General features: G+C 39.0%; 34 protein-coding genes. 18 read left to right on the top strand and 16 right to left on the bottom strand.

What is annotated here, in order from left to right; all coding sequences use genetic code 11:
* The first annotated feature begins 19 nt into the window (after nt 1-19).
* Both lpcA and AACV33_RS04075 read left to right on the top strand, forming a co-directional pair.
* A complete protein-coding gene (lpcA, locus tag AACV33_RS04070) occupies nt 20-601 on the top strand; it encodes a D-sedoheptulose 7-phosphate isomerase (RefSeq protein ID WP_012550886.1) in 582 nt (193 codons plus the stop codon).
* A gap of 34 nt (nt 602-635) precedes the next feature.
* Nucleotides 636-1,463 (top strand): class II glutamine amidotransferase, encoded by an 828-nt coding sequence (locus AACV33_RS04075; protein ID WP_012550885.1) that lies wholly within the window; start codon nt 636-638, stop codon nt 1,461-1,463.
* A gap of 57 nt (nt 1,464-1,520) precedes the next feature.
* On the opposite strand, the gene purN is transcribed toward AACV33_RS04075, so the two are convergent.
* Nucleotides 1,521-2,162: a phosphoribosylglycinamide formyltransferase gene (gene purN, locus AACV33_RS04080; RefSeq protein ID WP_175365434.1), complete on the bottom strand. Its 642-nt coding sequence runs from the start codon at nt 2,160-2,162 to the stop codon at nt 1,521-1,523.
* 130 nt (nt 2,163-2,292) lie between these two features.
* Nucleotides 2,293-3,333, bottom strand: coding sequence for a phosphoribosylformylglycinamidine cyclo-ligase (purM, locus tag AACV33_RS04085; protein WP_017021209.1), 1,041 nt, complete (start codon nt 3,331-3,333; stop codon nt 2,293-2,295).
* A 225-nt stretch (nt 3,334-3,558) separates the two neighbouring features.
* On the opposite strand from purM, the gene upp reads away from it, so the two are divergent.
* Nucleotides 3,559-4,185 (top strand): uracil phosphoribosyltransferase, encoded by a 627-nt coding sequence (upp, locus tag AACV33_RS04090; RefSeq protein ID WP_012550882.1) that lies wholly within the window; start codon nt 3,559-3,561, stop codon nt 4,183-4,185.
* A 105-nt stretch (nt 4,186-4,290) separates the two neighbouring features.
* On the opposite strand, the gene AACV33_RS04095 is transcribed toward upp, so the two are convergent.
* Nucleotides 4,291-5,541: a uracil-xanthine permease family protein gene (locus AACV33_RS04095; protein ID WP_017021207.1), complete on the bottom strand. Its 1,251-nt coding sequence runs from the start codon at nt 5,539-5,541 to the stop codon at nt 4,291-4,293.
* A 206-nt stretch (nt 5,542-5,747) separates the two neighbouring features.
* On the opposite strand from AACV33_RS04095, the gene AACV33_RS04100 reads away from it, so the two are divergent.
* Entirely contained in the window at nt 5,748-6,944 is a 1,197-nt protein-coding gene (locus tag AACV33_RS04100; RefSeq protein WP_182699913.1) for a DUF2066 domain-containing protein, read from the top strand.
* 86 nt (nt 6,945-7,030) lie between these two features.
* On the opposite strand, the gene AACV33_RS04105 is transcribed toward AACV33_RS04100, so the two are convergent.
* The 3 genes from AACV33_RS04105 to AACV33_RS04115 are packed head-to-tail and all read right to left on the bottom strand — an operon-like array spanning nt 7,031 to nt 9,323.
* Entirely contained in the window at nt 7,031-7,471 is a 441-nt protein-coding gene (locus AACV33_RS04105; protein ID WP_182699914.1) for a DUF2069 domain-containing protein, read from the bottom strand.
* Between the two features lie 20 nt (nt 7,472-7,491).
* A complete protein-coding gene (arsC, locus tag AACV33_RS04110; protein WP_017021205.1) occupies nt 7,492-7,842 on the bottom strand; it encodes an arsenate reductase (glutaredoxin) in 351 nt (116 codons plus the stop codon).
* Between the two features lie 26 nt (nt 7,843-7,868).
* Nucleotides 7,869-9,323 carry a beta-barrel assembly-enhancing protease gene (locus AACV33_RS04115; RefSeq protein ID WP_017021204.1) on the bottom strand — a complete coding sequence of 485 codons (1,455 nt, stop codon included), beginning with the start codon at nt 9,321-9,323 and terminating at the stop codon, nt 7,869-7,871.
* A gap of 187 nt (nt 9,324-9,510) precedes the next feature.
* On the opposite strand from AACV33_RS04115, the gene AACV33_RS04120 reads away from it, so the two are divergent.
* A complete protein-coding gene (locus AACV33_RS04120; RefSeq protein WP_017021203.1) occupies nt 9,511-9,738 on the top strand; it encodes a sulfurtransferase TusA family protein in 228 nt (75 codons plus the stop codon).
* Nucleotide 9,739: 1 nt separating this feature from the next.
* Nucleotides 9,740-10,807 carry an AI-2E family transporter gene (locus AACV33_RS04125; RefSeq protein ID WP_012550875.1) on the top strand — a complete coding sequence of 356 codons (1,068 nt, stop codon included), beginning with the start codon at nt 9,740-9,742 and terminating at the stop codon, nt 10,805-10,807.
* Between the two features lie 74 nt (nt 10,808-10,881).
* On the opposite strand, the gene bcp is transcribed toward AACV33_RS04125, so the two are convergent.
* A complete protein-coding gene (gene bcp / locus AACV33_RS04130; protein ID WP_182699915.1) occupies nt 10,882-11,352 on the bottom strand; it encodes a thioredoxin-dependent thiol peroxidase in 471 nt (156 codons plus the stop codon).
* Nucleotides 11,353-11,379: 27 nt separating this feature from the next.
* A complete protein-coding gene (locus tag AACV33_RS04135) occupies nt 11,380-11,907 on the bottom strand; it encodes a glycine cleavage system protein R (RefSeq protein ID WP_012550873.1) in 528 nt (175 codons plus the stop codon).
* 275 nt (nt 11,908-12,182) lie between these two features.
* On the opposite strand from AACV33_RS04135, the gene dapA reads away from it, so the two are divergent.
* Nucleotides 12,183-13,064, top strand: a complete 882-nt coding sequence (gene dapA, locus AACV33_RS04140; RefSeq protein WP_182699916.1) for a 4-hydroxy-tetrahydrodipicolinate synthase — start codon at nt 12,183-12,185, stop codon at nt 13,062-13,064.
* Nucleotides 13,065-13,075: 11 nt separating this feature from the next.
* Nucleotides 13,076-14,128, top strand: a complete 1,053-nt coding sequence (gene bamC / locus AACV33_RS04145) for an outer membrane protein assembly factor BamC (RefSeq protein ID WP_182699917.1) — start codon at nt 13,076-13,078, stop codon at nt 14,126-14,128.
* A gap of 31 nt (nt 14,129-14,159) precedes the next feature.
* On the opposite strand, the gene AACV33_RS04150 is transcribed toward bamC, so the two are convergent.
* The 4 genes from AACV33_RS04150 to AACV33_RS04165 are packed head-to-tail and all read right to left on the bottom strand — an operon-like array spanning nt 14,160 to nt 16,616.
* Nucleotides 14,160-14,372, bottom strand: coding sequence for a DUF2897 family protein (locus AACV33_RS04150; protein ID WP_065611599.1), 213 nt, complete (start codon nt 14,370-14,372; stop codon nt 14,160-14,162).
* A gap of 2 nt (nt 14,373-14,374) precedes the next feature.
* A complete protein-coding gene (locus AACV33_RS04155; protein ID WP_065611600.1) occupies nt 14,375-15,043 on the bottom strand; it encodes a M15 family metallopeptidase in 669 nt (222 codons plus the stop codon).
* 59 nt (nt 15,044-15,102) lie between these two features.
* Nucleotides 15,103-16,236, bottom strand: coding sequence for a succinyl-diaminopimelate desuccinylase (gene dapE / locus AACV33_RS04160; protein ID WP_017021197.1), 1,134 nt, complete (start codon nt 16,234-16,236; stop codon nt 15,103-15,105).
* 32 nt (nt 16,237-16,268) lie between these two features.
* Nucleotides 16,269-16,616, bottom strand: coding sequence for an ArsC family reductase (locus AACV33_RS04165; protein ID WP_039798505.1), 348 nt, complete (start codon nt 16,614-16,616; stop codon nt 16,269-16,271).
* 190 nt (nt 16,617-16,806) lie between these two features.
* Between AACV33_RS04165 and AACV33_RS04170 the strand changes: the two genes are divergently transcribed.
* Together AACV33_RS04170 and AACV33_RS04175 are read left to right on the top strand one after the other, a co-directional pair.
* Complete coding sequence (locus tag AACV33_RS04170; RefSeq protein ID WP_182699918.1) at nt 16,807-17,091, top strand: type VI secretion system PAAR protein; 285 nt, start codon at nt 16,807-16,809, stop codon at nt 17,089-17,091.
* A gap of 164 nt (nt 17,092-17,255) precedes the next feature.
* On the top strand, nt 17,256-17,537 hold the full coding sequence (locus AACV33_RS04175) for a winged helix-turn-helix domain-containing protein (protein WP_012550865.1): 282 nt from the start codon (nt 17,256-17,258) through the stop codon (nt 17,535-17,537).
* Nucleotides 17,538-17,620: 83 nt separating this feature from the next.
* Here the strand turns inward: AACV33_RS04175 and AACV33_RS04180 are convergent, their stop codons facing one another.
* Genes AACV33_RS04180 through narQ form a run of 3 tightly spaced genes read right to left on the bottom strand, consistent with a single transcriptional unit; the run spans nt 17,621 to nt 20,284 of the window.
* A complete protein-coding gene (locus AACV33_RS04180; protein WP_017021195.1) occupies nt 17,621-17,956 on the bottom strand; it encodes a DUF4156 domain-containing protein in 336 nt (111 codons plus the stop codon).
* A gap of 1 nt (nt 17,957) precedes the next feature.
* Complete coding sequence (locus AACV33_RS04185) at nt 17,958-18,569, bottom strand: response regulator (RefSeq protein ID WP_017021194.1); 612 nt, start codon at nt 18,567-18,569, stop codon at nt 17,958-17,960.
* Between the two features lie 23 nt (nt 18,570-18,592).
* A complete protein-coding gene (gene narQ, locus AACV33_RS04190) occupies nt 18,593-20,284 on the bottom strand; it encodes a nitrate/nitrite two-component system sensor histidine kinase NarQ (protein ID WP_017021193.1) in 1,692 nt (563 codons plus the stop codon).
* Nucleotides 20,285-20,472: 188 nt separating this feature from the next.
* Between narQ and napF the strand changes: the two genes are divergently transcribed.
* The 6 genes from napF (at nt 20,473) to AACV33_RS04220 (ending at nt 25,052) form a co-directional block, all read left to right on the top strand.
* On the top strand, nt 20,473-20,991 hold the full coding sequence (napF, locus tag AACV33_RS04195) for a ferredoxin-type protein NapF (RefSeq protein WP_017021192.1): 519 nt from the start codon (nt 20,473-20,475) through the stop codon (nt 20,989-20,991).
* An 11-nt stretch (nt 20,992-21,002) separates the two neighbouring features.
* Nucleotides 21,003-21,275, top strand: a complete 273-nt coding sequence (locus tag AACV33_RS04200) for a chaperone NapD (RefSeq protein WP_231850920.1) — start codon at nt 21,003-21,005, stop codon at nt 21,273-21,275.
* The gene (gene napA, locus AACV33_RS04205; RefSeq protein ID WP_017021191.1) at nt 21,272-23,761 is read left to right on the top strand and encodes a periplasmic nitrate reductase subunit alpha; all 2,490 of its coding nucleotides are present in this window, start codon (nt 21,272-21,274) and stop codon (nt 23,759-23,761) included. The genes AACV33_RS04200 and napA overlap by 4 nt, the downstream gene beginning before the upstream one ends.
* A gap of 70 nt (nt 23,762-23,831) precedes the next feature.
* Nucleotides 23,832-24,305 (top strand): nitrate reductase cytochrome c-type subunit, encoded by a 474-nt coding sequence (locus AACV33_RS04210; RefSeq protein WP_017021190.1) that lies wholly within the window; start codon nt 23,832-23,834, stop codon nt 24,303-24,305.
* Between the two features lie 32 nt (nt 24,306-24,337).
* A complete protein-coding gene (locus AACV33_RS04215) occupies nt 24,338-24,913 on the top strand; it encodes a NapC/NirT family cytochrome c (RefSeq protein WP_012550858.1) in 576 nt (191 codons plus the stop codon).
* Nucleotides 24,914-24,923: 10 nt separating this feature from the next.
* Nucleotides 24,924-25,052 carry a TIGR02808 family protein gene (locus tag AACV33_RS04220; RefSeq protein WP_017021189.1) on the top strand — a complete coding sequence of 43 codons (129 nt, stop codon included), beginning with the start codon at nt 24,924-24,926 and terminating at the stop codon, nt 25,050-25,052.
* Between the two features lie 71 nt (nt 25,053-25,123).
* Here AACV33_RS04220 and AACV33_RS04225 read toward each other — a convergent pair whose 3' ends face one another.
* Nucleotides 25,124-25,480 (bottom strand): DUF2956 domain-containing protein, encoded by a 357-nt coding sequence (locus AACV33_RS04225; protein WP_017021188.1) that lies wholly within the window; start codon nt 25,478-25,480, stop codon nt 25,124-25,126.
* Nucleotides 25,481-25,681: 201 nt separating this feature from the next.
* Here AACV33_RS04225 and AACV33_RS04230 point away from each other — a divergent pair, with 201 nt between their 5' ends.
* Both AACV33_RS04230 and AACV33_RS04235 read left to right on the top strand, forming a co-directional pair.
* Nucleotides 25,682-26,131, top strand: a complete 450-nt coding sequence (locus AACV33_RS04230) for a DUF2919 domain-containing protein (protein ID WP_017021187.1) — start codon at nt 25,682-25,684, stop codon at nt 26,129-26,131.
* 11 nt (nt 26,132-26,142) lie between these two features.
* Complete coding sequence (locus AACV33_RS04235; protein ID WP_017021186.1) at nt 26,143-26,532, top strand: hypothetical protein; 390 nt, start codon at nt 26,143-26,145, stop codon at nt 26,530-26,532.
* The last annotated feature ends 62 nt before the right edge of the window (nt 26,533-26,594 follow it).

The raw sequence follows: 26,594 nt of genomic DNA on the forward strand, positions 1-26,594 counted from the left end.
ATAATAAAGAGAGAATCCTATGTCTTATCAAGATCTGATCCGTTCTGAGCTAACAGAAGCAGCTCAAGTACTGAATGACTTTTTAGCTGATGATAAAAACCTTGCTCAAATTGAGCTAGCTGCCAAAACGATTGCTGATTCATTTAAACAAGGCGGCAAAGTATTGTCGTGTGGTAACGGTGGCTCTCACTGTGATGCAATGCATTTTGCGGAAGAATTAACGGGTCGTTACCGTGAAAATCGCCCAGGTTATCCTGGTATCGCGATTTCAGATCCAAGCCACTTATCTTGTGTTAGTAACGATTTTGGTTATGACCATGTATTTTCTCGTTACACTCAAGCGGTTGGTTCAAAAGGTGATGTGTTATTTGGTTTGTCGACTTCGGGTAACTCGGCCAATATTTTAAAGGCGATTGAAGCGGCTAAAGAAAAAGGCATGAAGACCATTGCACTGACTGGTAAAGATGGCGGAAAGATGGCAGGTCTTGCTGATGTGGAAATTCGTGTTCCACATTTTGGGTACGCCGATCGTATTCAAGAGATCCACATCAAAATTATTCATATAGTGATTCAACTGATTGAAAAAGAAATGGAAAAATAATCCATTGAATTGCGAATAAAGGAGTAACGCAAGAATGTGTGAATTGCTCGGAATGAGTGCAAATATACCAACGGATATTTGTTTTAGTTTTAAAGGTTTAGTTCAACGTGGCGGCAATACCGGTCCGCATCGTGATGGTTGGGGGATTACTTTTTATGAAGGGAAAGGATTTCGTACATTTAAAGACCCTAAACCAAGTTGTCATTCTAAAATTGCAGAATTGGTTCAAGACTACCCTATAAAAAGTAATGCAGTAGTGAGTCATATTCGACAAGCTAACCGAGGGGAGGTGAATTTAGAAAATACACATCCTTTTACGCGTGAATTATGGGGGCGATACTGGACTTTTGCACATAATGGACAGCTTACAGGGTTCGATGAATTATCGACTGGGCGCTTTCGTCCTGTCGGTGAAACAGACAGTGAACGTGCTTTTTGTTGGTTATTAAACCAGCTTGAAGAAAAGTATCCAGAACCACCCCAAGATATGATGCTGATGTTTGAATATATTTCAGAATGCAGTGATCAACTAAGAGCGCTTGGTGTTTTTAATATGCTATTGAGTGATGGTGAATACGTAATGACGTATTGCTCGAATAATTTGCATTGGATCACTCGACGAGCTCCTTTTGGACAAGCTTCTTTGATTGATGAAGACGTGACCATCGACTTTCATAAAGAAACAACACCAAACGATGTCGTGTCAGTGATTGCAACTCAACCTCTGACTGATAATGAAGAATGGCATAAAATGAAAGTGGGTGAATATGCTCTGTTTCATTTTGGCGAACTAAGTGCCGGAAACCACGATACGGTGCTTGATATGGCGCCGCCACCTTCTGAGTGTCCAGTAAATACATAATAAAATATAAACGTCATCTTATGGTTTAAGATGACGTTTTTACTAAGTGATATTATCTTACTCTTCTGTTTCTAATCCAAATGTTCCTAGCACATCTCCATCAAGAACTGCTTTTCCATCTGTCATTATTAAACGCTCTTCTATAATCCAATTAGCAACCATAGGGTAAATGACGTGTTCTTGAGCTTGAACACGTAAAGCGACATCTTCAGCAGTATCTTCATCAAAAATAGGCACTTTTGCTTGAAGAATAACAGGACCTCCATCGAGCTCTGGCGTGACAAAATGAACACTTGTACCATGTTCTTCATCTCCGGCGTCAATCGCACGTTGGTGAGTATGTAATCCTGTATATTTAGGTAGGAGAGAGGGGTGGATGTTCAGCATCTTACCTTGATAACGTAAGACAAAATCTGCACTTAAAATACGCATAAAACCGGCCAGAATAATTAAATCAGGCTGATAAAGATCGATAAGAGTAGATAGTGCGATATCGTACTGCTCACGATCTTCATAGCCCGCAGCACTTAAGCTGTGTACGTCAATACCGGCATTAATTGCACGTTGTAGTCCATAAGCATCGCTTTTATTTGAAATAACCGCAGAGATGCGTGCATTTGGAATTTTGTTACCACAAGCATCGATAAACTCTTGTAGGTTACTGCCGTTTCCTGAAACTAATACAACAATATTCTTCATCATAATCTTTTTTAGTTATTGTTTAATGAGAACCATTCGAACACAAATTACAGATATAAAAAAGGTGACCGAATAATTGATCACCTTTTATTTATTCTTTATGAACTAGTTCAAAGTTTGTAAGTCCCGATTAACGGATCTCAACTTGTTCTTCGCCTTGCTCTGCTGCTGCTACTTCGCCAATAACCCAAGCGTTTTCGCCTTCCGCATTCAATAATGCGACAGCTTGTTCTGCTTGTTCTTTAGGAAGGGCAACAATAAGACCAACACCACAGTTAAAGGTACGGTACATTTCGTAGGTATCTACGTTGCCTTTTTCTTGTAGCCAGTTAAAGATAGCAGGCCACTCCCAACTCTTACCATCAACAACTGCTTTAGTTCCTTCAGGAAGTACTCGTGGAATATTTTCCCAGAAACCGCCACCCGTAATATGAGAGATAGCATGAATATCATGCTCTGCAATCATTTTAAGTGCTGATTTAATGTAGATTTTTGTTGGTTCGATTAAATGGTCTGCAATCGTTCTGCCATTTAATTCTTCTGTAAGATCCGCATTTGATACTTCAAGGATTTTACGAATTAATGAATAACCATTTGAGTGAGGGCCACTTGAACCTACAGCGATTAATGCATCACCTGCAGCGACTTTAGTGCCATCAATGATGTCTTCTTTCTCGACAACACCGACACAGAATCCAGCAACATCATAATCTTCGCCTTCATACATGCCTGGCATTTCAGCCGTTTCACCACCGATCAATGCACAACCAGCTTGAATACAACCTTCACCAATGCCCGTTACTACTTGAGCTGCGACATCAATATCGAGTTTGCCTGTTGCATAATAATCAAGGAAGAACAGAGGTTCACCGCCTTGAACAATTAGGTCATTTACACACATAGCCACTAAGTCGATACCGATCGTATCGTGCTTGTTTAGGTCTAAAGCTAAACGAAGTTTAGTTCCTACGCCATCAGTACCAGAAACTAAAACAGGTTGTTTATATTTCGTTGGAAGTTCACATAACGCACCAAAACCACCAATGCCACCCATAACTTCTGGGCGACGAGTACGTTTCACTACGCCTTTAATTCGATCAACAAGTGCATTACCAGCATCAATGTCTACGCCAGCATCTTTGTAGCTAAGAGAAGTTTTGTTGTCGCTCACGGTGGTGTCCTCGCCATAGGTTGGATTTCAAAAATCCGCGCCATTCTAACAGCACAATGTAAAAAGGGAAACGTTTGCGTAAGGAAATTTGGAGAAATTTTGTAATTAAAAATGAGTAAGTTAGTTATTTGAGAATGACGGCATAAATTATTTTAATGTGTAGTCATTTTTTATATGAAAAGTATGTATAATTGAAAGGTTTGATTAATGTATCTGGAGTCAGAAATGAAAGTTGTTGAAGTAAAACATCCGCTAATAAAACATAAAATTGGTTTAATGCGCGAAGGCGATATCAGCACTAAGCGTTTTCGTGAATTAGCAACTGAAGTAGGTAGCTTACTTACTTATGAAGCAACATCAGACTTTGAGACAGAAAAAGTAACTATCAATGGCTGGAACGGCCCTGTTGAAGTTGACCAAATTAAAGGTAAAAAAGTAACGGTAGTGCCAATCTTACGTGCAGGTCTTGGCATGATGGATGGCGTTCTTGAGCACATCCCAAGTGCGCGTATCAGTGTTGTTGGTATTTACCGTGACGAAGAAACGTTAGAGCCTGTACCTTACTTTAACAAGTTAGCGTCTAACATCGATGAGCGTATTGCCTTAGTTGTTGATCCAATGCTAGCGACTGGCGGTTCTATGATCGCAACGCTTGATCTTTTAAAAGAGAAAGGCTGTAAGAACTTTAAAATTCTTGTTCTTGTTGCTGCTCCTGAAGGCATTGCTGCATTAGAAAAAGCGCATCCAGATGTTGAGCTTTATACTGCGGCTATCGATGAGAAGTTGAATGATAAAGGTTACATCATTCCAGGTCTTGGTGATGCTGGTGATAAGATCTTCGGTACTAAGTAATCTGCACCATTAAGTAATTATATTTACTGGATGCTTTAAGTATTAAAAAAGGATTGATGGGTAACCATCAATCCTTTTTATTTACCCTAGGTCTAGACCTTAGATTTATTTATCATCTTCCATTTGTGTATTATCAACAACATGGTTTTCACCTAAGTCATCAGGAAGAATTAAATTAAGAGCAATAGCTACAATCCCACAAAGACTTACGCCCTGTAAGTTAAAATCGCCAATACCCACAGCCATACCACCAATACCAAATACCAAGGTAACGCCAACAATGGTTAAGTTACGTGCTTTATGTAAATCAACTTGGTTTTTAATCAGAGTATTTAGACCAATCGTCGCGATTGAACCAAACAGTAAGATCATAATGCCACCCATTACAGGGACTGGAATAGTTTGTAATATTGCGCCTAATTTACCCACAAGAGCCAAAACAATCGCACAGACGGCAGCCCATGTCATGATCACTGGATTAAACGCTTTAGTCAGCATTACCGCACCAGTCACTTCACTGTAAGTTGTATTTGGTGGCGCGCCAATAAGAGAGGCTGCCATGGTTGCAATGCCATCACCAGTAATGGTGCGGTGCAAGCCTGGTTTTTTAAGGTAGTCTTTTCCGGTTACATTTGAAATTGCCAACATATCACCCACGTGCTCAACCGCAGGGGCGATGGCGACGGGTATCATAAATAGAATGGCATTAATGTTAAATTCAGGATAAGTGAAGTTGGGTACTGCAAACCATGCGGCTTGTTGTACTGGCGTAAAATCAACGATGCCGAAAAGTAAACTTAATGAGTAGCCAACAATGATGCCTGAGAGAATAGGTAATAATCTAAAGAACCCTTTTGAAAAAACACTTACCCCAATTGTGGTAAATAATGATGCAGCGGCAATCCAGAAAGCCAATTGGCCATCAACTAATTGAAATCCACCATCGCCTGTTTTTCCTAACGCCATATTAACCGCTGTTGGCGCTAAGCCTAGGCCGATCACCATAATTACAGGGCCAACAACAACAGGAGGCAGTAATTTATGAATGAAAGCGACCCCTTTCACTTTAATAACGGCACCTAACGCAACATAAACTAAACCGGCAACCATTAGGCCACCCATTGTTGCTGGGATCCCCCATGTTTGGGTTCCATAAATAATAGGAGCAATAAAAGCAAAAGAAGACGCGAGGAAGATAGGCACTGAACGACGAGTAACAAGTTGAAAAAGAAGAGTACCAACACCGGCACCAAAAAGAGCGACGTTAGGATCGAGTCCAGTAAGAAGAGGAACAAGAACAAGGGCACCAAATGCAACAAAAAGCATCTGAAAACCTTGGAATAAATTGTATAGCATTACTATTTCCAGTAGTGAATTTGAGGGATTCTATCACTTTTATAATAATAAATATCTTGATTTTAATCGTGAAAAAATAAAACTTTTACACAAAGTATCACTCTAATAACTTGAAAGTTAGATCTGAGTCAATTCGAATCCTTGCTGAATAAGGGGATAGCCCTTATTATCAGCGGTAAATTATAAAAGTATTTATAGGTTGTTTGATGTTACGTATTTTTTGTTTATTAATCTTTATGGTTGCGGGGCCTGTGTGGGCGCAGCAACAAGCAGATATCTATCATACTGAAGTTCAGTTAACTGCCTCTGATAATGCTGAAAGTGTGGCAAAGACAGAAGGCTTGGTTAATGTACTAATTAAAGTATCAGGTCAAAGAGACATCGCTAATAACGGTGTAATAAAAAAAGCACTGACACAAAGCGATCGTTATGTAACTCAAATGAGTTTTGTTGACCATAAAGATGCCCCTCGCGGTATGAAATTAGGGTATAACCCAAAAATGGTGACGCATTTACTGACTCAATCTGAGCAAAGTATTTGGGAAGCACCACGTAAGCCAGTATTGGTTTGGATCGTAAATGAATATAACTACCAACGTAGTATTATTTGGGAACAATCGGATAGCAATTTAATCACTAGAATCAAACAAGCGGCTTATGATCGAGGCTTACCTGTTTTATTCCCTGTCGGTGATTTTGATGATGTGACCTCTATTGAGATCCCTGATCTGTGGGGTAGTTTTAAAAAACCGATTGCAGATGCGAGTGAGCGCTATAACCCTCAAGCCATTTTAGTCGTAAAAATTCGTGGTAATAGTTTATCGTGGGATCTTTTTGATACTACGCCTCAATACTTGGTCAAAACCTCGAAAAAAGCAATTGAAGGTACGGCTTCTGGTGCTGTACAGCTTTCTGATATGATTAATGATGTTAGTGATTATTTTGCTGATACGTATTCTAAGAAGCTAGGCACGACAGTGAGTCAATCGGAAATGATTTCAATTGCAGGCATTCACTCTACTGAAGGGTTCTTCACGTTAGAAAAACAACTGAAGCAATTGAATTCAGTTGCTAGCGTTCAGGTGGATAGTATTCAAGGTGATAAAGTTATTTACACATTGAATTTACTTGGTGATTGGGCGCAATTTAATGCGGAATTGCTTAGCCGAAATACAAGAATTAGTGTGGTTCCTGAAGAGGTGATTACCTCTAACAATAATACGATAGACGCTAATGTGGATGCCGGTGTAACAGAACAGAACAATGTTACAGATACGACGTCAGTAAATAAATCTACGATTGTTGATGCATCAAAACCGGATGCCGTGATAGCAAGTGATAAAGACCCCGTTAATCAAAAAACAGACACACCAGTGATACACGCTTATCAACTGAAGAAGTAAATAATATTGACTCAATAAAAAAGGTGGCTTATGGCCGCCTTTTTTATTCAATTATCAGACGATAAATACAATAGAAAACATACAGATTAATCTTGTTTTTTTTCTGCGTAACTGGCTTTTTCTATTTTTTCAACTTCTGATAAAAGTTTAAGTTTTAAACCTAACTCTTTTCCTCGTAGACGAGCGTAATAAATGTTTCCAATAAACGCTCCAGAGGTAAGAATGAGTTCTATTACCGCCAAATAACGCTCTCCTTCATCGACCCATAATAAGGTGAATCCATGAAGGAAATAAAACATTAATATAAAATTAGCCCATGCGTGAGTATAAGGCTTCCCTTCTAAAATGCCTTTTAATGGCAATAGCAGCGGTATCATCCAAGCAATCATCAACCCATAAGGATTGATTTGAGGATGCGGGGAAATAACACTGTGCCATAGCATGACAAAAATCAATAACGATAAGTTACAGAAAAGAGCCAGCAAACGGTAACGTTTTGTTTGCGATCCTAACTCAACGACGTCCATGTTCACTTCCTTACTAGTAGCTATAAAATATCCAGAACTTGTTCCGGTGGGCGACCTATTTTAGCGTGGTTATTATGAACAACAATAGGGCGTTCAATTAGTTTTGGATTCGCGTTCATCGCTTCAAATAATTGTTCATTACTTAATGCGTCTTCACCTAAGTTTAGTTCTTTGTAAATATCTTCTTTAGTTCGCATCATCTCTCGAACAGAACTGAACCCTAGTTGAGAGAACAGTGTTTTTAACTCATCAATACTTGGTGTTTGTTCAAGGTATTTTATGACCTCTGGTACGATTCCTTTTTCTTCTAATAAAGCCAAGGTTTGACGACTTTTAGAGCATTTTTGGTTGTGATAAATAACAACAGACATAAGTTTTCCTTTTTATTTTTCTTTCGTTATAACGTGCTGAATCTTTCTCTAGAGAGGCGTAATTGATCTATTCTTGCATCATATCGAGCTTGATCTAAGCTGCCCAACTCGGCGAGTTGGCTTGCTTGTGTGTAATTACTTAACGCTTTATTCCACATGCCTTTAAGCGCATAAACTTCAGCTCTTGCTGCTAATTCTCCATCAGAGCTGCCGTCATCATGGTAGGCTTTAGAGAGTAATTGCCATCCAGTCGGATCTTTCGGGTGGTCATGAGTGTAGCGTTGAAGAATTCGAACCGCTTGAGGCGTTTTCCCCGATTCAGATAAAGCATGGGCATAATTAATCATTAATACTGGGTTGTTGGGCAGATGAATTAATCCATTTTCTAAGCGTTTTATCGCCTGTTCATTTTTCTTTGTATACAGATCTAAATCGGTAGCTGCATCAATATAAAACGTATTCAGAGGATCATTTTTGAGTAACGTTGACATTATTGGTGTGGCTTTATCATATTGGTTTGAATCAATATAAACTAAGGCTTTACCGTATTCGATGGCTGTCTTTTGATCGACTTTAGCCGACTTTGATTTACGAGAAAACCAATCAAGCGCGGCATTACTATCAATACCAGCAAAGCGAGCGACGATACGAGAGCGAGCAAGTTGGTATCGCAGTGATGTGTTTACACGGCGCATTGGGTATTGTTGTGCTCTAGCTCGGCTGTCTGTTATTCGGTCTGCGGGTAAGGGGTGAGTTAGAAGCATTGGTGGTGGTGTACTTGCGTATCGATATTGGTCGGCTAATCGTGAGAAAAATCGTGGCATTGCCGTTACATCAAATCCTGATTTTGCGAGTGTATCAATCCCAAACCTGTCGGCTTCTTTTTCATTGCTTCTTGTATAGTTAATTGAGCTTTGCATTGCTCCAGCGGTTGTTGCATGAATCGCGGCAATGCCTGCTTCTGGTGCTGCAATCGCCAATAATAAAGAGCCAACAAGTGCTGCAATCGTTGCTGGTGAGCGTCGAGCTTGATCTTCCATACTTCGAGCAAGGTGACGCTGTGTAATATGCGCAATTTCGTGAGCAACCACCGAGGCTAATTCGCTTTCCGATTGTGCGTATAGAAATAATCCTGAATGCAACGCAACATAACCACCAAAAAAAGCAAAGGCGTTAATTTCTCTATTATTGATTAAGAAGAAGTGGAAAGGGGTTTTGACATCACTGGCATTAGCAACTAAGCGGTGGCCTAGATTTTGAACATATTCAGTTAATACTGGATCATTAATGACTGGTTGGCTAGCACGGAGCATCCGCATGTACGCATCACCATAAACCAGTTCTTGATCTATGGTCAGAGTACCCGCTGCTGTGGTTCCTATTTCAGGCAAATCTAAATCGTTATTTGCACTAGCAGGTAGTGAGCTTGTTAGCAATGAGGCAATGAGTAAACTACTGGCCAGCTTTTTTAATTTGAACATGTATTATTCACAAATCCTTTTAATAACATTCCACTATGAAAGAGATGGATATCTGTAATGAGAGTGGAGGTTGCTTATCTTAATATTATAAGAGTAGCAAATCTGTTATTGGTTTCTTTTCTGTCATAATTATGTGACTTATACTCTCTATACATGGAATCTATCATATCTATAGTCGAGTCGTCGAATGGAAACCCAGTACTTAGATTTATCAAAACACCGTTGTCCTATGTCTTTATTATTGGCTAAGCGTGCAAGTCACCGCTTAATAGACAGCGAAAAATTAATCATTAAAGTCGTCGACAAAGTGTCTTTACAGGATATGATGACATACTTTCAGCAATCCTCTTTCCATACTCATCTAGAGCAAGCTGAACCGTGTTCTTTTTTAACCGTAACGAGAAGCAGAACTTAATATGTTAGACATGGTTACTCAATGGTATAAACGTCGTTTTTCCGATCCTCATGCCGTTAGCCTAGTGGCAATATTAGTCGTCGGGTTTATTACTATTTATTTCTTTGGACATTTAATTGCGCCTTTATTGGTTGCGATTGTATTGGCTTATTTACTTGAATGGCCAGTCGCAAAGCTGAGTAAGTTTGGTTTACCAAGAACGCTTGCCGTTATGTTTGTTGTTTTGCTTTTTATTAGCCTGATGCTATTGGCGGTGTTTGGCCTTGTTCCTACTATTTGGAATCAAGTTGGTAATCTAATTAATGACATACCATCCATGTTTAATGGGTTACACAGTTTATTATCAAGCTTGCCTGATCGTTATCCTGAATTCATCCAACCTCAATCCATTGATACGTTATTAGACACCGTACGTGGCAAAGTATTAGGCATGGGAGAAACGATGGTTAAAGGGTCATTATCTTCTTTAATAAGTTTAGCCGCATTAGGGGTATATCTTATCTTGGTTCCATTACTCGTTTTCTTCTTACTAAAAGATAAAGATGAAATGGTCAGAACGATGAGCAATATCTTACCTAAAAATCGCCGTCTAGCGACGAAGGTTTGGGTTGAAATGAATGAACAAATTAGTAACTATATTCGTGGCAAAGTCGTTGAGATTCTTATTGTAGGAACAGTGAGCTACGCTACCTTCTTTATTATGGATCTGCGTTACGCATTATTACTTGCCGTTATGGTTGGGTTTTCTGTGTTAATTCCTTATATTGGTGCCGCTGCTGTAACGGTTCCAATTGCAATTGTTGCGTTATTTCAATGGGGGCTTACCCCCGATTTTTATTGGCTAATTCTTGCTTACGCTATTATTCAAGCATTAGATGGTAATGTGTTGGTGCCTGTTCTTTTCTCTGAAGCGGTAAACCTTCACCCTGTGGCGATCATTGTGTCAGTTCTAGTGTTTGGTGGGTTGTGGGGGTTCTGGGGGGTATTCTTTGCGATTCCATTAGCGACACTGGTTAAAGCGGTTTGGAAAGCACTGCCAGCAACCGATGAAGTCTTTAAAAAAGCGTAATAATTATTATTAGATAAAAGAAAGGCGGTGCTTTGATGAGCGCCGCCTTTTTTATTTCTCGTCTTTAAAAATGCTTATTTTTCGTTTAAATAATCCAGAACGACTTCATGGTGTGTTTTGGTTTTAAATTTAGTGAAGACGTGTTCAATAACGCCATCTTCATTAATTAAGAAACTAATGCGGTGCAGACCGTCATACACTTTGCCCATGAATTTTTTCTCACCCCAAACACCAAAAGCATCCGCAGCCGAGTGATCTTCATCAGACAGTAACGTAAAGTTTAATTGGTCACGCTCAATGAATTTACCTAAGCGTTTCACCGCATCAATGCTCACGCCTAACACGACAACATTATGCGCATCTAATTCTGCTTTTACATCTCTAAGGCCTTGAGCTTGAACAGTACATCCTGGTGTCATTGCTTTTGGATAGAAATAGAATAAAACCTTTTTTCCTTTTAGATCGGAAAGAGAAATAGTCTCTCCATTTTGATCCAAAAGAGAGAGTTCTGGTGCAGGAGAGCCTGTCGCTAATGGTGTGATCATAATATTTCCTTAACGTTGACGGTATATTTAGTTTTTATAAAAATTGATTTTTCCGCTGACATTTAATGTTGAGCATAGATGTTCAAATTCTTCTTGGATTTCCATAATATGACATTCTTGAAAAATCTCAGCTGTAATTTGAATTTGAAACGAATTCTGGTTAGTTGCTTTCTTTAATGTTTGAGCACTCAGTGTTTTTAGATCAATGTCTCTGTTGGCTAAGAAATCAGTAAACTTCTCGGTTAAGCCCGGACGATCTTCCGATTCAACAAACGCATCAATCGTATAGAAAGTGTCTCTTTCTTGATGAGGCGATGTGCGCTTTATTATCGTTATTAGATCGTGTTGTTGACCTAATAAAGGTAAGGTATTTTCAATTCGAGAAACGGCATTCGCGCTTCCTGACAACAACATGATCAATGTGAATTCATTACCAAAAGATGCGATACGGCTATCTATGATATTACAGCTTGATTCAGTGACGAGGCGAGTCACCTTATTCGAGATACCAGGTCTGTCAGTTCCGACCGCAGTAATTACAAGGTATTGGGACATAAAAATCTCGTTGTTGATAAATATAAAACCATACTAACACGCAAGTGATTGTGTGATAAGCAAGCAATAGTGAACAATCGTCAAAAAAAAGACTCTACAACATAGCCTTTAATGTAATATCCTTGAAGATTATTGATTTGATAATTCGACTTATTACATAGAAGATGAAAATCATGTGATTGTATGATGAACAAGGGCGATAACGCTTTGCCATCATATTAATGAATAACTCAATTTGTTCGCCATTCTCAGGCTGATTAAAAAGGGAGAAGGATATGTTCTCAGGTAGCATTGTCGCCTTAGTGACACCATTGGACACCGATGGTGAAGTTGATTACACAAGTTTAAAAAATCTCGTTGATTATCATATTAATGCAGGTACAGATGGCATTGTTGCCGTTGGCACCACTGGTGAGTCAGCGACATTAAGTGTAGAAGAACATGTCAAGTTAGTGATGAAAACGCTTGAGTTTTCTGATGGCAGAATTCCTGTTATTGCGGGTACTGGCGCAAACGCGACTCATGAAGCGGTAACGTTCAGTAAATTATTTCGAGATTCAGGTGTTGCGGGCTGTTTAAGCGTAACGCCTTATTATAATAAGCCAACACAAGAAGGTTTATTCTTACATTATAAAGCGATTTCTGAATCCACCGATGTACCTCAAATCCTTTACAATGTTCCGGGTCGTACGGCTGTAGATTTATTGCCAGAAACGGTAGCTCGTTTAGCTGAACTTGATAATATTGTTGCTTTAAAAGATGCGACAGCTGAATTAGACCGAATTGCGATTACGCGTGAACTTTGTGGTGATAAATTTATCCAACTAAGTGGTGATGACGCAACGGCACTTGAATTTGTTAAAATGGGCGGTCATGGTGTTATTTCTGTAACGGCAAACGTAGCAGCAAAAGACATGGCAACCATGTTTGCATTAGCGGCTCAAGGTAAGTTTGAAGAAGCGGAAATTATTAATCAACGCTTAATGCCATTACATCAGGATTTGTTTGTTGAAGCGAATCCAATGCCTGTTAAATGGGCCACTCATCGTTTAGGGATGATTACTCACCCTGATATTCGTTTACCACTAACAGAATTAAGTCATTCAGCACAACCAGTTGTTGAACAAGCATTAATTCGTGCTGGTGTGTTGAAGTAGTAGGATAAAAAATGAAAGTGAACACTCGCTTTGTTGTTGGATCATTGATGGTTGCTATGTTAGCGGCTTGTTCAAGCAGTCCAACTGAGCGTCGCCAAGCTAAACAAGATTTTAAATATTTAGATACGGCACCATTAAAAGAATGGCAGCAACCAGCGGAAGCTAAACCTGAGTTCTATCCTCAATATGATATTCCTAAAGGGGAGTATGTTGGTGGAGTCGGAAAAGGTGTCGATATTCGACCTCCTCAGCAAGTATTAGAACTGATCCCAGGGGCTCGTATAGAAGAGCTACAAGGGGAAGTCTCTGTATGGCTTGTGAAAGATGAAGATCTTGATAAGCTTTGGCAAACGGTGTTGGGCTTAATTAAAAAACGAAATATCACATTACTAAAACAGTCGGATACTGAACTTGAAACTGATTGGTTAACGTGGAATTCAGAAGATGAAGATCATGAGTTTGGTTCTCGTTATTTGATTACTAAGTTAAATCAAAACAATCGTTCAGGATTTAAAATTGTTCTGATTGATTGGCAAGTTGATGGTAAACAAGCTGAAGTTACTCAAGCAAATAAAGCGCGTTATAATATTTTAATGACGAATTTAGTGACGTCTGCTTATGACGAGCAGCTTCGCGAAGAAGCGCGTATTCGTGCTGAAGAGCTTGTTAAGCGCATCCCTATTTCTATGGGACAAGATCGCAGTGGTCTTCCTGTGATAATCGCTCGTGCGCCTTATAATGTTTTCTGGGAGCGTCTTGGTGATTTATTGCCGATGATGGGACTGAATATTGAAGATAGAAACCGTTCGCAAGGAACCATTGAGGTTAAATATAAAGAGCCTGATGATGAGTTCTGGCAAGAGATTGGTACAAAACCATTGTCTTTTGAAGGTCGCACTTACAACCTACTATTAGGTGATCTTGGTAACCGTACTTCTATTAATGTAACGGATGCTGCGGGTAAACCGGTAGATGAAGCGACGCTTGATTCATTAGTTCCTGTGTTGGCTGCAATGATTGAAAAATCAAATAAGAAGTCAAAAACAGAAATAACGGAAGAATAGACACGTTTGTTATATAAGAAAGACGCTCAAATTATTGGGCGTCTTTTTTTTTGTCTTCAGATTGATTCATTGCTACCGATTCATTTTTTTCAGAACCTAATTCGTCCTCTTTTTCTTGTGGTGTTATCGGTTTTTTCGGCTGTTTAAATTTCATATTTGCCGTCGCTTTTAATGCGGCAAGGTTACCAATAACAACACTTAATACGATGACGATAATAACCCAAGGGTTCATTAACCATTCCATGACTATTCCTTATTTATGTTCATGATGTAACGATGAAATAAGATATCGATATGTTTAATGATACTCTCTTTTCCTGCCAGTTCTACATCTCGCCATGCTTGACGTAAATGTTCAGGTGTAAGTTGTGACATGTATTTATCACTGGTTGTTTTGTAACTAAGGTGCCAAGGTTCAATCGCGACGCCTTTTTTATCATGCTTATAAGGGAAGAAAAAACCATATTTAGGGGCATTTTCAAATAACCATAGACTGAATTCTTTTTGATGTCCTGTTTCGTACTCCCAAGGTTCAAGCTGCAATGTGACCCCTTTAGGAAGATGGTTGCTCGCATAGACATCAAGATCGGTTCCCCAATGATGGCGACTTCCTCCTGGCAATGCAGACCAACGCATAATGGCGTGAATCTTTTCAATATCACTCATCTTATTCGTATCTAACACTTTACTGTCAGTTCCTAGAATGGGACGAATACCTGTAAACTTATTATTCCAAATCATTAATTGACGTTCAAAATCACGAAAACTGCTTGCGATAGTGAGAGTAAATCCCGCTTTTCTTGCCGCAATTTCTAATGCCTTAAATGAAGAAATACAATCATGGTGAAGTTGGCGATGGGGGTTAACAAAGGAGAGGTGTTGAGTTGATAGACCTGTGAGCTGTGTATATGTCATAAGGTACCTAATAAAAAACGAGAGGATCAAGACCCTCTCATCATATACTTAAAAGGTGGCTAAGCGAGTAAATTATTTAGGACTTCTTGATACATATCAGTCAGTTTTTCTAAATCATCAACCTTGACACACTCATTCACTTTATGAATAGTGGCATTAACCGGACCAAGCTCAATTACTTGTGAACCCATTTGAGCAATGAAGCGGCCGTCGGATGTTCCACCTGTTGTTAGTAATTCAGGCTTCTGTTGATTAACAGTGGCAACGGCATCAACAACGGCTGTTAATAGATCGCCAGTATCGGTTAAGAACGGAAGTCCATTGATAATCCAATCCAGATCGTATTCTAAATTGTGTTTATCTAAGAGTTCAATCACACGCTGTTGTAGGCCTTCGACGGTAGATTCAGTGCTGAAGCGAAAGTTAAACATGATTTCCGCTGTTCCAGGGATCACATTAGAGGCACCTGTACCACTGTTCATGTTCGGAATTTGAAAGCTGGTTGGTGGAAAATAAGCATTACCTAAATCCCATTCAGTCGTTGTCAGTTCAAGTAGTGCAGCCATTGATTGGTGGATCGGATTTCGTGCAATGTGTGGATAAGCAACGTGCCCTTGAATGCCTTTGACGGTTAAGTTTCCAGTTAAAGAGCCTCTACGACCGTTCTTGACTACATCGCCAACATATTGGGTGCTTGACGGTTCACCAACAATACACATATCAATAATTTCATTACGCTCTTTTAGCGTATCAACCACACGTGTTGTGCCATTAATGAATGGACCTTCTTCATCTGAAGTGATTAAGAAAGAGAGTGAACCTTTATGTTCTGGGTGCTCAGAAATGAAACGCTCAACAGCAACAATCATGCAGGCAAGAGAGCCTTTCATATCGGCAGCTCCACGAGCGTATAACATGCCATCGATGATCGTTGGCTTAAAAGGATCGGTATTCCACTGCGTTAATGATCCTGTTGGAACTACATCTGTGTGGCCTGCGAAGGTAAATAAAGGTGCTTCTGTTCCACGGCGAGCCCAAAAATTGGTGGTGTCTTCAAATACCATGATTTCAATTGTAAAACCAAGAGCCTCAAGGCGTTTAATCATTAACTCTTGGCAGCCCGCATCTTCTGGAGTGACTGATTGGCGACTGAGGAGATCTTTCGCGAGAGTGAGTGTTGGAGTGTCAGGCATGTTGTATTCCTTTACTTATCTTTAAAATAAAATTAACCGTTAAAAATTGCATCATATTGAGCGGGTTTGAAGCCTAAATGGTAGAGATCGTTATGGATTAAAATTGGGCGCTTTATCATTGCCGGCATTTCTAGTAAAAGATCAATCGCCGTAGTTTCATTTAATGATGCTTTTTGCTCATCATTGAGTTGACGGTAAGTAGTACCTCGCTTATTTACGACATTTTCCCAACCAAGTTGTTGAACAAAAGTCGTAATCATTTCTTTATCAATGCCATCCGTACGATAGTCATGGTAAGTGAAATCAATGTCGTTTGCTTCAAGCCACTTTTTGCATTTTTTTATCGTATCGCAGTTTTTTATTCCGTAAATTATCGTCATGACTTTCTTCATTATGTTATTAATTATGCTTCCTTTATAACGAGAATTGAACAAATACGCCAGTGTTGGAGAGTATTTAGTGTTTTGTTAATTATATTTTGAAGTGACTCGTCTTTTTCTTTTCTAAAATCGTCATTGTTGTTCATTAAACATACACTTATTTTTTGATGTATGAAATGGACAAAAGAGAATGGGAAATGCAGTGAAAGTGGGTGATATTGGTACTGCCCATGATGGGTTTCATCCAAGTCCGATATTAGCGGGTTCGGGAACGGTTAAAGTTGATGGTGTACCTGCAGCCAGAAAGGGGGATCCTCTTGCTCTTCATAGTAAACCTAAACATCCGCCACACCCGCGAGCCATTTCTGAGGGATCGAACTCTGTGTTTATGGATGGGCAGCCGGCGGCGAGAAGTGGAGATGCGGTTGGATGTGGAGGTAAAGTTCAAGGTGGTGGAACGGTTAATATTGGTTAGAGGTTCTGCTTTTATAATGATAGTTATGAAAATTAATTACAAAAAAAACAGATTTATGAGTTATTTCGTTAAATTGTAGGATTATTTTCGTAATTAGTTGATCAATCTCAACATCATTAATATTAAATGATTAATAATTACTCTTATTAAATCAGGAGGTATCAATGGAGTTGAATCCAGTGTTCGCCAGACGCTTGTATTTAGCGTTGTTGGTGCATAATTTAGAAAGGCCTAATGTACCTAAACTTGTAGAGTTAACAGGGTGGCCCCGTCGTACAATTCAAGATGTACTAAAAGCATTACCAGGCATAGGCATTGAATTGATGTTTATCCAAGATGGACGCCGTCATAATGATGGTTATTATCGTCTTTCTGATTGGGGACCTTATGATCCTGATTGGGTATGCTCGAGAGAAGATCAAATTGCTTCCACGTTATACCATTAAAATGTAAATCAGTTTTATACGTGGATATGGACAGACAATAATAAAAAAGCCAACTTACGTTAAGTTGGCTTTTTTGTGTCAATTTATAACGAGGGGCATAAATAGGCAGATCCAAGCAGAGTGACTGACGTGTTAAAGGCTGAAGGAGAATGGATAACAATGCTGTTTCCTCCTAATAGGGTGGCTTCATTTTTCATGTCATTAACGGCTGATATGAGTAACTCTTTATTTGTAATAAAGAAGAAAGTATACCAATGGCCTTCACTGCCTGTAACGGTTCCGACTGGAGTACAATCTGTAATTGAACTATCATCAAAATATAAAAAAACCTTATCTATATTCGTATCTTCTACTTTGGTTGTTGATGCACAACCTGAGAGTAGTGATAGCAATATTAAAGAACATAAGGCTGTTTTCATTTTATGCATCCAAATAAAGTAAGGTCGCTGCTACTCTCGATTTTACATTGAGTTTTTTAAGTAGGCTCTTCATGTGCACTTTTACTGTTGCTTCTGAAATGAACAGTTTGTCTGCTACTTGCTTATTTCTCATTCCTTTCGCTACATTTTGTAATATTTCAAGTTCACGAGCGGTTAAACTAGACAGTTTATCATCACCATTCTTACCTTCTTCTAAACAAATTTTCACTTGCTCTGAATAGGCTTTGTCACCTTGTATTGCTTGCTTTAGCAGTGCAATAAGCTCGTCAGGTTCACTGTCTTTAAGTAAGTAACCGTCAGCACCTGCTTTTATTAAGGTTTTAATGTCTTGTTTATTATCGGATACGGTAAGAATGACAATCGGGCAAGTTACGCCTTCATTGCGTAATGCATGCAACGTATCAAGGCCTGACATGCCTTTCATATTTAAATCGAGAAGAACAAGGTCGGGTTCATCTTTAGAGATTAGAGCAACGGCATCTGTGCCATTACTTGCTTCACCTGTTAGGGTAAATTCATCTTCAAAAGAAAGGAGTTGGCCAATGCCTCGGCGCATTAAAGGATGATCGTCAACGATAACAACATTCCACATAGGGTATATACCTTTTAAATTAATTATTGGTTAAGTGGAAACGTAACGTTCACTGCACAACCGTGTTCTAATTCTGATGCAATGGATAAAGTACCTCGAACGAAGTTTGCTCGTTCTTGCATTATTCTTAATCCATAATGATTTATTTTTTCTTCGGTGGAGTCAAATCCTACGCCATCATCTTCAATGTTAATGTAACCTTGCTCACCTTCTTGGTAACACGTAATGATAATATTATCAGCTTTTGAGTGTTTGATGGCATTTAATGTTGCTTCGCGTATTAATTGCAACAAATGTACATGCTGTTGTGCATTAATTGGCAAAGATGGCAGTTCATTATTTACATGTATACGAATGGCTGTCTGTGATTGTAAGGTATTTATAATCTCTTGTAATGCCTCACCAAAGTGCGCCTTATTAATCGTTAATCTAAAGGTGTTTAATAATTCTCTTAACTGAGTATAGGCACTTTTAAGTCCCTCATCCAATTCCGTCAATGTACTTCCTGTGTTTTGACAATCACATTTCTTAAGTTGGCGTTTCAATAAGGTCGTTTGAATTTTTAAATAAGAAAGCGATTGTGCCAGTGAGTCATGCAGTTCTCGTGCAATTGCTGCTCGCTCTTCAAGAAGAATAAGTTGATGCGTTTGTTTTTGGGTTAGGTCATAGAACAACCCACGAGCAAGAATATTAGCGATGTTGATGATTAGCTTTTGATCTGGGCATGGAAGAGAAAATTGCCACAATAAGTAACCTAATTTTTCTCCATCAATGATCAGCTCTTCTAAACTCCAAGGTGAATTGTTTGGGGTTCCACTTGTTATTTCCCAATCACCGCCAGACTCTTCTTCTACAATTAACCTTGCACTAATAACACCTTCAATATTAGTAAACATGTTAAGAATGTTTTTAAAGGCTTTTTCATCAAGTTGAGAGGCTGATAGCTCTTGAGAGCAAGCATAAAGAGTGGTTAGCGATCGATTTGCTTGACTGAGTTTTCTGGTTTTATCTTCAACATGACTTTCGAGCTCGCGGTAGCTAGAGTGCACTTGTTTTGCCATGTGATTAAAGGCGCTACCTAATTGCCCTAATTCATTACCACTATTTAAATCCACTTGTACTGAAAAATTGCCTTTTGTCATTGCGTGACTTGCGGCAACAAGGTGATGCAGCGGACTCACAATTTTTCGTTGAGTAAATGAAATAATAAAAAGACCAAGACAAAGAATGAGAGATAAACCTATCGCACCAATAAAAGAAAGTAATTGAAGTTTTCGCTCTGAAAATTGCTGTAAGCGTAGAACGAAATGATCGATTTCATCCACAAAGAGCGACACTTTAGTGAGATAAATTTGTTTATCATCACTTAGTAATGCGGGTTGCAATAACTGCCACTGTAATCGAATGTCAGAATAATAGGATTCAATGTCGTCCGGTACAAACCATTGATCTAAAGAGTGGAAAGCGGGTGACTCAATGGATTCTGAAAATTTGGCTAAGTGATCTAGCATGTATGGTGAATTGGTTTCAATATCGTAGGCTAAACGATAACTTTGCATGCGTAAAGAACCTGCAATATTGACCGCTTCGGCGTCTTTTAAACTTGATGACAATGTGACCAAAGCTAAGCTTGTTGTAATGATCGAAATAAGGACAATCCACAACATCACTTGAGCTATTGTTTTTGTTAATATTGATGTTTTATTATGTTTCATAATTGTTGTGGCTGGCCTATAGTTAAAAGGAGGGGATAATAATCTATTCTGTTGTTTTTATTTGTTTTAAAAATTGATCTAGAACAAGTTCCCCCCTTGTTTAACCATTATGAGGTATATCAATAAATATGACAAAATTTAAAATTCATCATATAAAAATGTTAATAGATGCGCGGAGTTATGAATAGATGAGTCAAGATAATTCAGTTGACCATTCCAAGCGGGGATTTTTTCGCCGTTTGTCTCCTCAGAAAAAAATACATCCTTTAACACAGCAGCGTTTGCCTTGGGTTGATAATGAAGCTGAGTTTGTCTCTGCTTGTACTCGCTGTGAAAAGTGCATTACCGCATGTGAAGAAAGCATAATTGTTAAAGGCGATGGGGGGTTTCCTATCGTTGATTTTACAAAAGGTGAGTGCACTTTTTGTGAACAATGTGCATCAGTATGCCCTGAACACTTATTTACTGTAACTGAAAAATCAGCTTTCTCTCATCGAATTACAATAAATGAAAGTTGTTTAGCAAAACGAGCCGTTGAATGTCGTAGTTGCAGTGATATGTGTGACACGCAAGCGATTCGTTTTCAACTTACGCTGGGCAGTGTAGCTCAGCCTAAACTTAATTTTGATGACTGTAATGGATGTGGTGCTTGTGTTGCAGCATGCCCAACTTCAGCTATCAGCATGACACTGGAAGAGCAAACATAATGTTAGAAAATTTGCCTGAGAACGAAGTTCATATTTCAAGTGTAGTCGTACATGTTAAACCTGAATTTTTAGAACAAACAAAAGCAAAAATATTAGAAATACCGAATGCGGAAATCTACGGAGAAAGTGAAGAGGGCAAATTAGTTGTTGTGCTTGAAACAGAAAACCAAGGATATATCACCGATTCAATCGATAAAATAAATGACTTCGAAGGAATACTAACGGTTGCTTTAGTATTCCACCAAATCGAGCACTTTGATTCGCAATGTGAGGATGAATCATGAAAATGACAAGACGTGCGTTTGTTAAAGCAAACGCCGCAGCATCAGCTGCAGCTGTCGCAGGGATTACACTGCCTGCTTCAGCAACTAATTTAATCGTTAGTTCTGACGAAACAAAAATTAAATGGGATAAAGCGCCTTGTCGTTTTTGTGGTACTGGTTGTTCTGTACTAGTAGGGACTCAAAAAGGTCGCGTTGTTGCGACTCAAGGTGATCCTGAAGCACCAGTAAACAAAGGTCTTAACTGTATTAAAGGTTATTTCCTATCTAAGATCATGTATGGCAAAGATCGTCTTCAAACGCCAATGTTGCGTATGACGGATGGCCAATACGATAAAGAAGGTGAGTTTACGCCTGTTTCTTGGGATGTTGCTTTTGACACCATGGCTGAGAAATGGAAAGCGGCTCTGAAAAAACATGGTCCAACAGGTGTTGGTATGTTTGGTTCAGGTCAGTGGACTGTAATGGAAGGTTATGCAGCGGTTAAGCTGATGAAAGCCGGTTTCCGTTCAAATAACATTGATCCAAACGCACGTCACTGTATGGCTTCAGCCGTTGGTGGTTTCATGCGTACTTTTGGTATTGATGAGCCAATGGGTTGTTACGATGACTTTGAACACGCAGACGCTTTTGTTCTGTGGGGGTCAAACATGGCTGAAATGCACCCAGTATTATGGACTCGTATTTCTGACCGTCGTTTAAGTAATCCACACGTTAAAGTGAACGTATTATCGACTTACTACCATCGTTCATTTGAATTAGCAGACAAAGGGTACATTTTTGAACCTCAATCTGACCTTGCTATTGCTAACTTCATCGCTAATTACATTATTGAAAACGATGCGATTAACTGGGACTTCGTAAATAAACACACGAATTTCAAGCAAGCAACAACAGACATCGGTTACGGTCTTCGTGATGATAACCCGCTTCAAATGGAAGCAGAGAATCCTAACTCAGGTGCCATGACTTCAATTAACTTTGAAGAATATAAAGCGTCTGTTGCGCCTTATACGGCGAAGAAAGCGTCTGAGATGTCTGGTGTATCAGAAGAAGACCTGATCACTCTGGCTAAACAATACGCGGATCCAAACACAAAAGTAATGTCGTTATGGACAATGGGTATGAACCAACATACTCGTGGTGTTTGGATGAACAGTCTTGTTTATAATATTCACTTATTAACAGGTAAAATATCGACGCCTGGTAATAGTCCGTTCTCATTGACAGGTCAGCCATCAGCGTGTGGTACGGCTCGTGAAGTCGGTACGTTCTCACACCGTTTACCTGCTGATATGATGGTTGCTAATCCTAAGCACCGTAAGATCGCTGAAAACATCTGGAAACTACCTGAAGGTACGATTCCTGCGAAACCAGGTGCTCATGCTGTTGTACAAGATCGCATGCTTAAAGATGGCAAGATCAACGCTTACTGGGTTATGTGTAATAACAACATGCAAGCGGGTCCAAATATTAATGGTGAGCGTCTTCCTGGTTACCGTAATCCAGAAAACTTCATTGTGTGTTCTGACCCATACCCAACAGTAACTGCTCAAGCATCTGATTTGATTCTTCCAACAGCAATGTGGGTAGAGAAAGAAGGAGCTTATGGTAATGCAGAGCGCCGTACTCAAGCTTGGTATCAACAAGTACAAGCAACCGGTGAAGCAAAATCTGATTTATGGCAAATTATGGAATTCTCAAAACGCTTCACAGTAGAAGAAGTGTGGGGCGAAGAGCTATTAGCTAAAGCACCTGAGTTCCGTGGTAAAACTATGTATGACGTACTTTACAAAAATGGCAACGTAGATGCTTTCCCATTATCTGAAGCTCAAGATCTAAATGATGATGCGAAAGATCAAGGCTTCTATGTTCAAAAAGGCCTATTTGAAGAGTATGCAACGTTTGGTCGTGGTCATGGTCATGATTTAGCACCATACGATACTTACCACCAAGTACGTGGCTTACGTTGGCCTGTTGTTGATGGTAAAGAAACATTATGGCGCTTTAAAGAAGGCTCAGATCCATACGCTAAAAAAGGGTCTGATTGGGACTTCTATGGCAAGCCTGATGGTAAAGCTCTGATTATTTCTGCACCATATGAAGCGCCTCCAGAAGTTCCTGGCGAAGAGTTTGATATGTGGTTATGTACTGGTCGTGTTCTTGAGCATTGGCATACAGGAACAATGACTCGTCGTGTTCCTGAACTGTATAAAGCCGTTCCAGATGCACTTTGTTATATCCATCCAGCGGACGCGAAAAAACGTGATTTACGCCGTGGTGAAGAAGTATTAATTTCAAACAAACGTGGTGAAGTTCGCGTTCGTGTTGAAACTCGTGGTCGTAACCGTCCGCCAGAAGGATTGGTGTTTGTCCCATTCTTTGATGCTCGTATCTTAATTAACAAGTTGATTTTGGACGCTACCGATCCGCTTTCTAAGCAAACGGATTACAAAAAATGCCCAGTTAAAATCACTAAAATTGCTTAATTAATAATTGATAGACCATCTGATGTGGTGGTCTATTTCAAAGAGTTTGCCTTAAGGCGGAGAAAGTAGAATGAAAAAATTCATTATAACGCTTCTATCAATTGGACTGTTGTTTGCTGGTGCAGTACAAGCAGAAGCTGAACAAAAAACGGAATTAAATAATCCTGGTGGTATCGGTGGCGTTGAATCATTACGTGGGGCTTCAGAGTTAGAAGCGACTCGTCCAGCGGATGACTTTAAACGTTTTCCTCGTGACCATGCGTTAGAAAGTGATTATGTTTATCAACCACCATTGGTTCCTCATACTATTCGTAATTACGAAGTGTCTTTAAACGTGAACAAATGTTTATCATGTCACAGCTGGAAAAACGCGAAAGAAATGGGCGCTACGAAGATCAGTGTAACGCATTACGTGAATCGTGAAGATGCTGTATTATCTGATGTATCACCTCGTCGTTACTTCTGTCTACAATGTCATGTTCCTCAAGCAGATGCTAAACCACTGGTTGAGAATGAATTTAAACGTGTGGACTCATTGCGCTAGTTAATAGCCAATACTGTTAAGAGAGGCTATACATGAAATTTTTAAAAGCATTTTGGAAGCGTTTTTCTTCTCCAAGTAAAGCTGCAGTAGGTATCGTCCTATTTATGGGCTTTATGGGGGGGTTGCTTTTTTGGGGTGCATTTAACACGGGTATGCAAGCAACGAATTCAGAAGAATTCTGTTCTGGTTGTCATGCTCCGATTGTTAAAGAGATCCAAGAAACCATTCACTATTCAAACCGATCTGGTGTTCGTGCTATCTGTTCTGATTGTCACGTACCTCATAATTGGACAGATAAAATCGTACGTAAAGTTCAAGCATCAAAAGAATTGTTTGCTCATTACGTAACAAAGACGATTGATACTGAAGAGAAGTTCAAAGAACGTCGGGGTCATTTAGCAGAGCGAGAATGGCATCGAATGAAAGAGAATAACTCTCAGGAATGTCGTAATTGTCATGAATTTAATTATATGGATTTCTCTGAGCAAGGCCCTCGTAGTGCGAAGCAGCATTCAACGGCGCTAGCATCAGGTGATAAAACATGTGTTGATTGTCATAAAGGTATCGCACATAAACTGCCTGATATGTCTGGCGTTGAAGGGTGGTAAGGAGCTTACTATGAGTACGTTAGAATCGGTTATTTGGCATACGTTAGGTTATATAGCGATGCCTTCAATAATCCTCGGTGGATTTGTTGTTGTTGCTGTGATTTCTATGGGGATTTTATCTTTAAAAGTAGATAAATAGCCAATATAGATAATAAATAAAAAAGAGATGACCCTTATGGCTCATCTCTTTTTTTGTTTAAGGCTCATCAATTAATAACCTAAAAAGAAGTAGTAAATAAACCCCACCCAACTAAGGCCTAATAATATCCACGGTAACGGTTTATTGGATTGAGTATTGGTTTTATTTTGGTGTTTTTTTTTGTCTTCTTCTTTGTTTGAATTAGATTCATTTAATTGCTTTTGTCGAACTTCTTTTTTCCTTGTTTTATCCGCTTCACGTGCTTTTTCTTTATGTTGTTTTTTGTAAAGCGTGATCCCTTTCTCAATACCTTGTGCTATGAGTTTGGTTTGTTCTTTTGTTTGTGCTGGTTTTTGTGTAGCTTTAGCTACCTTCATTGCTTCTTGTTGAGTTTCAGCTGATATAGGTTCTTTTTTATTTTTGATCATAATATGTCTTTATTATTAATAATTAACGGCATTTTTACATATTTTGAAAGTCTACACTTAGAAAAATGTGATGAGAATAGAGCTTTTGATTTATAGATTGTAGCTAGCTCAAATTTTTAATTTTCTTCAATCGTTATTTTTAATCATTTAAGTAAGCTGAACAAGTCTACTTAGTGGTTTATTTATTATTCAGGTAGATAAATGCAATATTCTTTCGATGCATATGATGAGCATGGGTGGCTAAAGCCACCGTTGTGGTTATGGTTTGGTTGGGTACTATTGATTCGCTCTGTTGTCGTTTTTATCATGGCAGGTGCAAGTCGGCAGCAGGGAAATGATCTTCTTGCTCTGTTTTATCCTAATCACTCTCATTTTTACATGAGTTTATGCATGAGCTTACCGATTGTATTTTTGATGTGGTTAAGTAATTTTAAAAAGCCCAATAGACCTTTTATGCAGACCCTTTGGAAGCAAGGTCGATGGCTAACTATTTTAATGGTAGTTATTGAGTTATCAATGTTAATACAGTCGATTGTTATTAACAGAGGAGAGTTCCAGCTAGAGAGTGCAGTGGTTATTTTATTACTTAGCTGGTTTTTGATTTTTTTATTCCGAAGCAAAAGAGTCAAAATATGCTTTAGTCTTACTTAAGAGGGAAGACGATGGATTTATCAACAGGCGCACTTCTTTTTAGTGCTTTATTAAGCCCATTAGCGATGGCTGATTGGCAGTTAGATTTGGGGTTAGAAATTAATCGCCCTGACTTACAGCGCATTACTAATTCTTCGACGTCTTTAGTATTAGGTGAAGAGACGCTTGTGTTCAATTCGATAGATAAGCAGTCCCAAGTGAAAGCATGGGCTGAAATTAAAAATATTAATGCTGAGAATGTAGAAATTGCTTTTCGTGTGACAGAAGAGGGAAATGGAAGCGTTCGTACATTGTGTGCACCGACAATAATCACTAAATTAAATAATCAAGAGTCCTATATGGTGTCTGATTCTTCCGTGAATGAGACTGTTAAATTGTCCGTAGAAGTAATTTCTTCGTAATCTCTTATTTATTATCAAACAATCTAATGCTTAATTTCATATAATGAACTCAGTTAATTCAA

This window comes from Aliivibrio sp. SR45-2 (assembly GCF_963890165.1).
In the GTDB taxonomy this organism is placed as follows: Bacteria; Pseudomonadota; Gammaproteobacteria; order Enterobacterales; family Vibrionaceae; genus Aliivibrio; species Aliivibrio salmonicida.

Excerpts from the sequence above, each read along its gene's own strand:
- lpcA (WP_012550886.1), top strand. The coding sequence starts at position 20 with ATGTCTTATCAAGATCTGATCCGTTCTGAGCTAACAGAAGCAGCTCAA.
- AACV33_RS04075 (WP_012550885.1), top strand. The coding sequence starts at position 636 with ATGTGTGAATTGCTCGGAATGAGTGCAAATATACCAACGGATATTTGT.
- purN (WP_175365434.1), bottom strand. The coding sequence starts at position 2,162 with ATGAAGAATATTGTTGTATTAGTTTCAGGAAACGGCAGTAACCTACAA.
- upp (WP_012550882.1), top strand. The coding sequence starts at position 3,559 with ATGAAAGTTGTTGAAGTAAAACATCCGCTAATAAAACATAAAATTGGT.
- AACV33_RS04095 (WP_017021207.1), bottom strand. The coding sequence starts at position 5,541 with ATGCTATACAATTTATTCCAAGGTTTTCAGATGCTTTTTGTTGCATTT.
- AACV33_RS04100 (WP_182699913.1), top strand. The coding sequence starts at position 5,748 with ATGTTACGTATTTTTTGTTTATTAATCTTTATGGTTGCGGGGCCTGTG.
- AACV33_RS04105 (WP_182699914.1), bottom strand. The coding sequence starts at position 7,471 with ATGGACGTCGTTGAGTTAGGATCGCAAACAAAACGTTACCGTTTGCTG.
- arsC (WP_017021205.1), bottom strand. The coding sequence starts at position 7,842 with ATGTCTGTTGTTATTTATCACAACCAAAAATGCTCTAAAAGTCGTCAA.
- AACV33_RS04115 (WP_017021204.1), bottom strand. The coding sequence starts at position 9,323 with ATGTTCAAATTAAAAAAGCTGGCCAGTAGTTTACTCATTGCCTCATTG.
- AACV33_RS04120 (WP_017021203.1), top strand. The coding sequence starts at position 9,511 with ATGGAAACCCAGTACTTAGATTTATCAAAACACCGTTGTCCTATGTCT.
- AACV33_RS04125 (WP_012550875.1), top strand. The coding sequence starts at position 9,740 with ATGTTAGACATGGTTACTCAATGGTATAAACGTCGTTTTTCCGATCCT.
- bcp (WP_182699915.1), bottom strand. The coding sequence starts at position 11,352 with ATGATCACACCATTAGCGACAGGCTCTCCTGCACCAGAACTCTCTCTT.
- AACV33_RS04135 (WP_012550873.1), bottom strand. The coding sequence starts at position 11,907 with ATGTCCCAATACCTTGTAATTACTGCGGTCGGAACTGACAGACCTGGT.
- dapA (WP_182699916.1), top strand. The coding sequence starts at position 12,183 with ATGTTCTCAGGTAGCATTGTCGCCTTAGTGACACCATTGGACACCGAT.
- bamC (WP_182699917.1), top strand. The coding sequence starts at position 13,076 with ATGAAAGTGAACACTCGCTTTGTTGTTGGATCATTGATGGTTGCTATG.
- AACV33_RS04150 (WP_065611599.1), bottom strand. The coding sequence starts at position 14,372 with ATGGAATGGTTAATGAACCCTTGGGTTATTATCGTCATCGTATTAAGT.
- AACV33_RS04155 (WP_065611600.1), bottom strand. The coding sequence starts at position 15,043 with ATGACATATACACAGCTCACAGGTCTATCAACTCAACACCTCTCCTTT.
- dapE (WP_017021197.1), bottom strand. The coding sequence starts at position 16,236 with ATGCCTGACACTCCAACACTCACTCTCGCGAAAGATCTCCTCAGTCGC.
- AACV33_RS04165 (WP_039798505.1), bottom strand. The coding sequence starts at position 16,616 with ATGACGATAATTTACGGAATAAAAAACTGCGATACGATAAAAAAATGC.
- AACV33_RS04170 (WP_182699918.1), top strand. The coding sequence starts at position 16,807 with ATGGGAAATGCAGTGAAAGTGGGTGATATTGGTACTGCCCATGATGGG.
- AACV33_RS04175 (WP_012550865.1), top strand. The coding sequence starts at position 17,256 with ATGGAGTTGAATCCAGTGTTCGCCAGACGCTTGTATTTAGCGTTGTTG.
- AACV33_RS04180 (WP_017021195.1), bottom strand. The coding sequence starts at position 17,956 with ATGAAAACAGCCTTATGTTCTTTAATATTGCTATCACTACTCTCAGGT.
- AACV33_RS04185 (WP_017021194.1), bottom strand. The coding sequence starts at position 18,569 with ATGTGGAATGTTGTTATCGTTGACGATCATCCTTTAATGCGCCGAGGC.
- narQ (WP_017021193.1), bottom strand. The coding sequence starts at position 20,284 with ATGAAACATAATAAAACATCAATATTAACAAAAACAATAGCTCAAGTG.
- napF (WP_017021192.1), top strand. The coding sequence starts at position 20,473 with ATGAGTCAAGATAATTCAGTTGACCATTCCAAGCGGGGATTTTTTCGC.
- napA (WP_017021191.1), top strand. The coding sequence starts at position 21,272 with ATGAAAATGACAAGACGTGCGTTTGTTAAAGCAAACGCCGCAGCATCA.
- AACV33_RS04210 (WP_017021190.1), top strand. The coding sequence starts at position 23,832 with ATGAAAAAATTCATTATAACGCTTCTATCAATTGGACTGTTGTTTGCT.
- AACV33_RS04215 (WP_012550858.1), top strand. The coding sequence starts at position 24,338 with ATGAAATTTTTAAAAGCATTTTGGAAGCGTTTTTCTTCTCCAAGTAAA.
- AACV33_RS04220 (WP_017021189.1), top strand. The coding sequence starts at position 24,924 with ATGAGTACGTTAGAATCGGTTATTTGGCATACGTTAGGTTATATAGCG.
- AACV33_RS04225 (WP_017021188.1), bottom strand. The coding sequence starts at position 25,480 with ATGATCAAAAATAAAAAAGAACCTATATCAGCTGAAACTCAACAAGAA.
- AACV33_RS04230 (WP_017021187.1), top strand. The coding sequence starts at position 25,682 with ATGCAATATTCTTTCGATGCATATGATGAGCATGGGTGGCTAAAGCCA.
- AACV33_RS04235 (WP_017021186.1), top strand. The coding sequence starts at position 26,143 with ATGGATTTATCAACAGGCGCACTTCTTTTTAGTGCTTTATTAAGCCCA.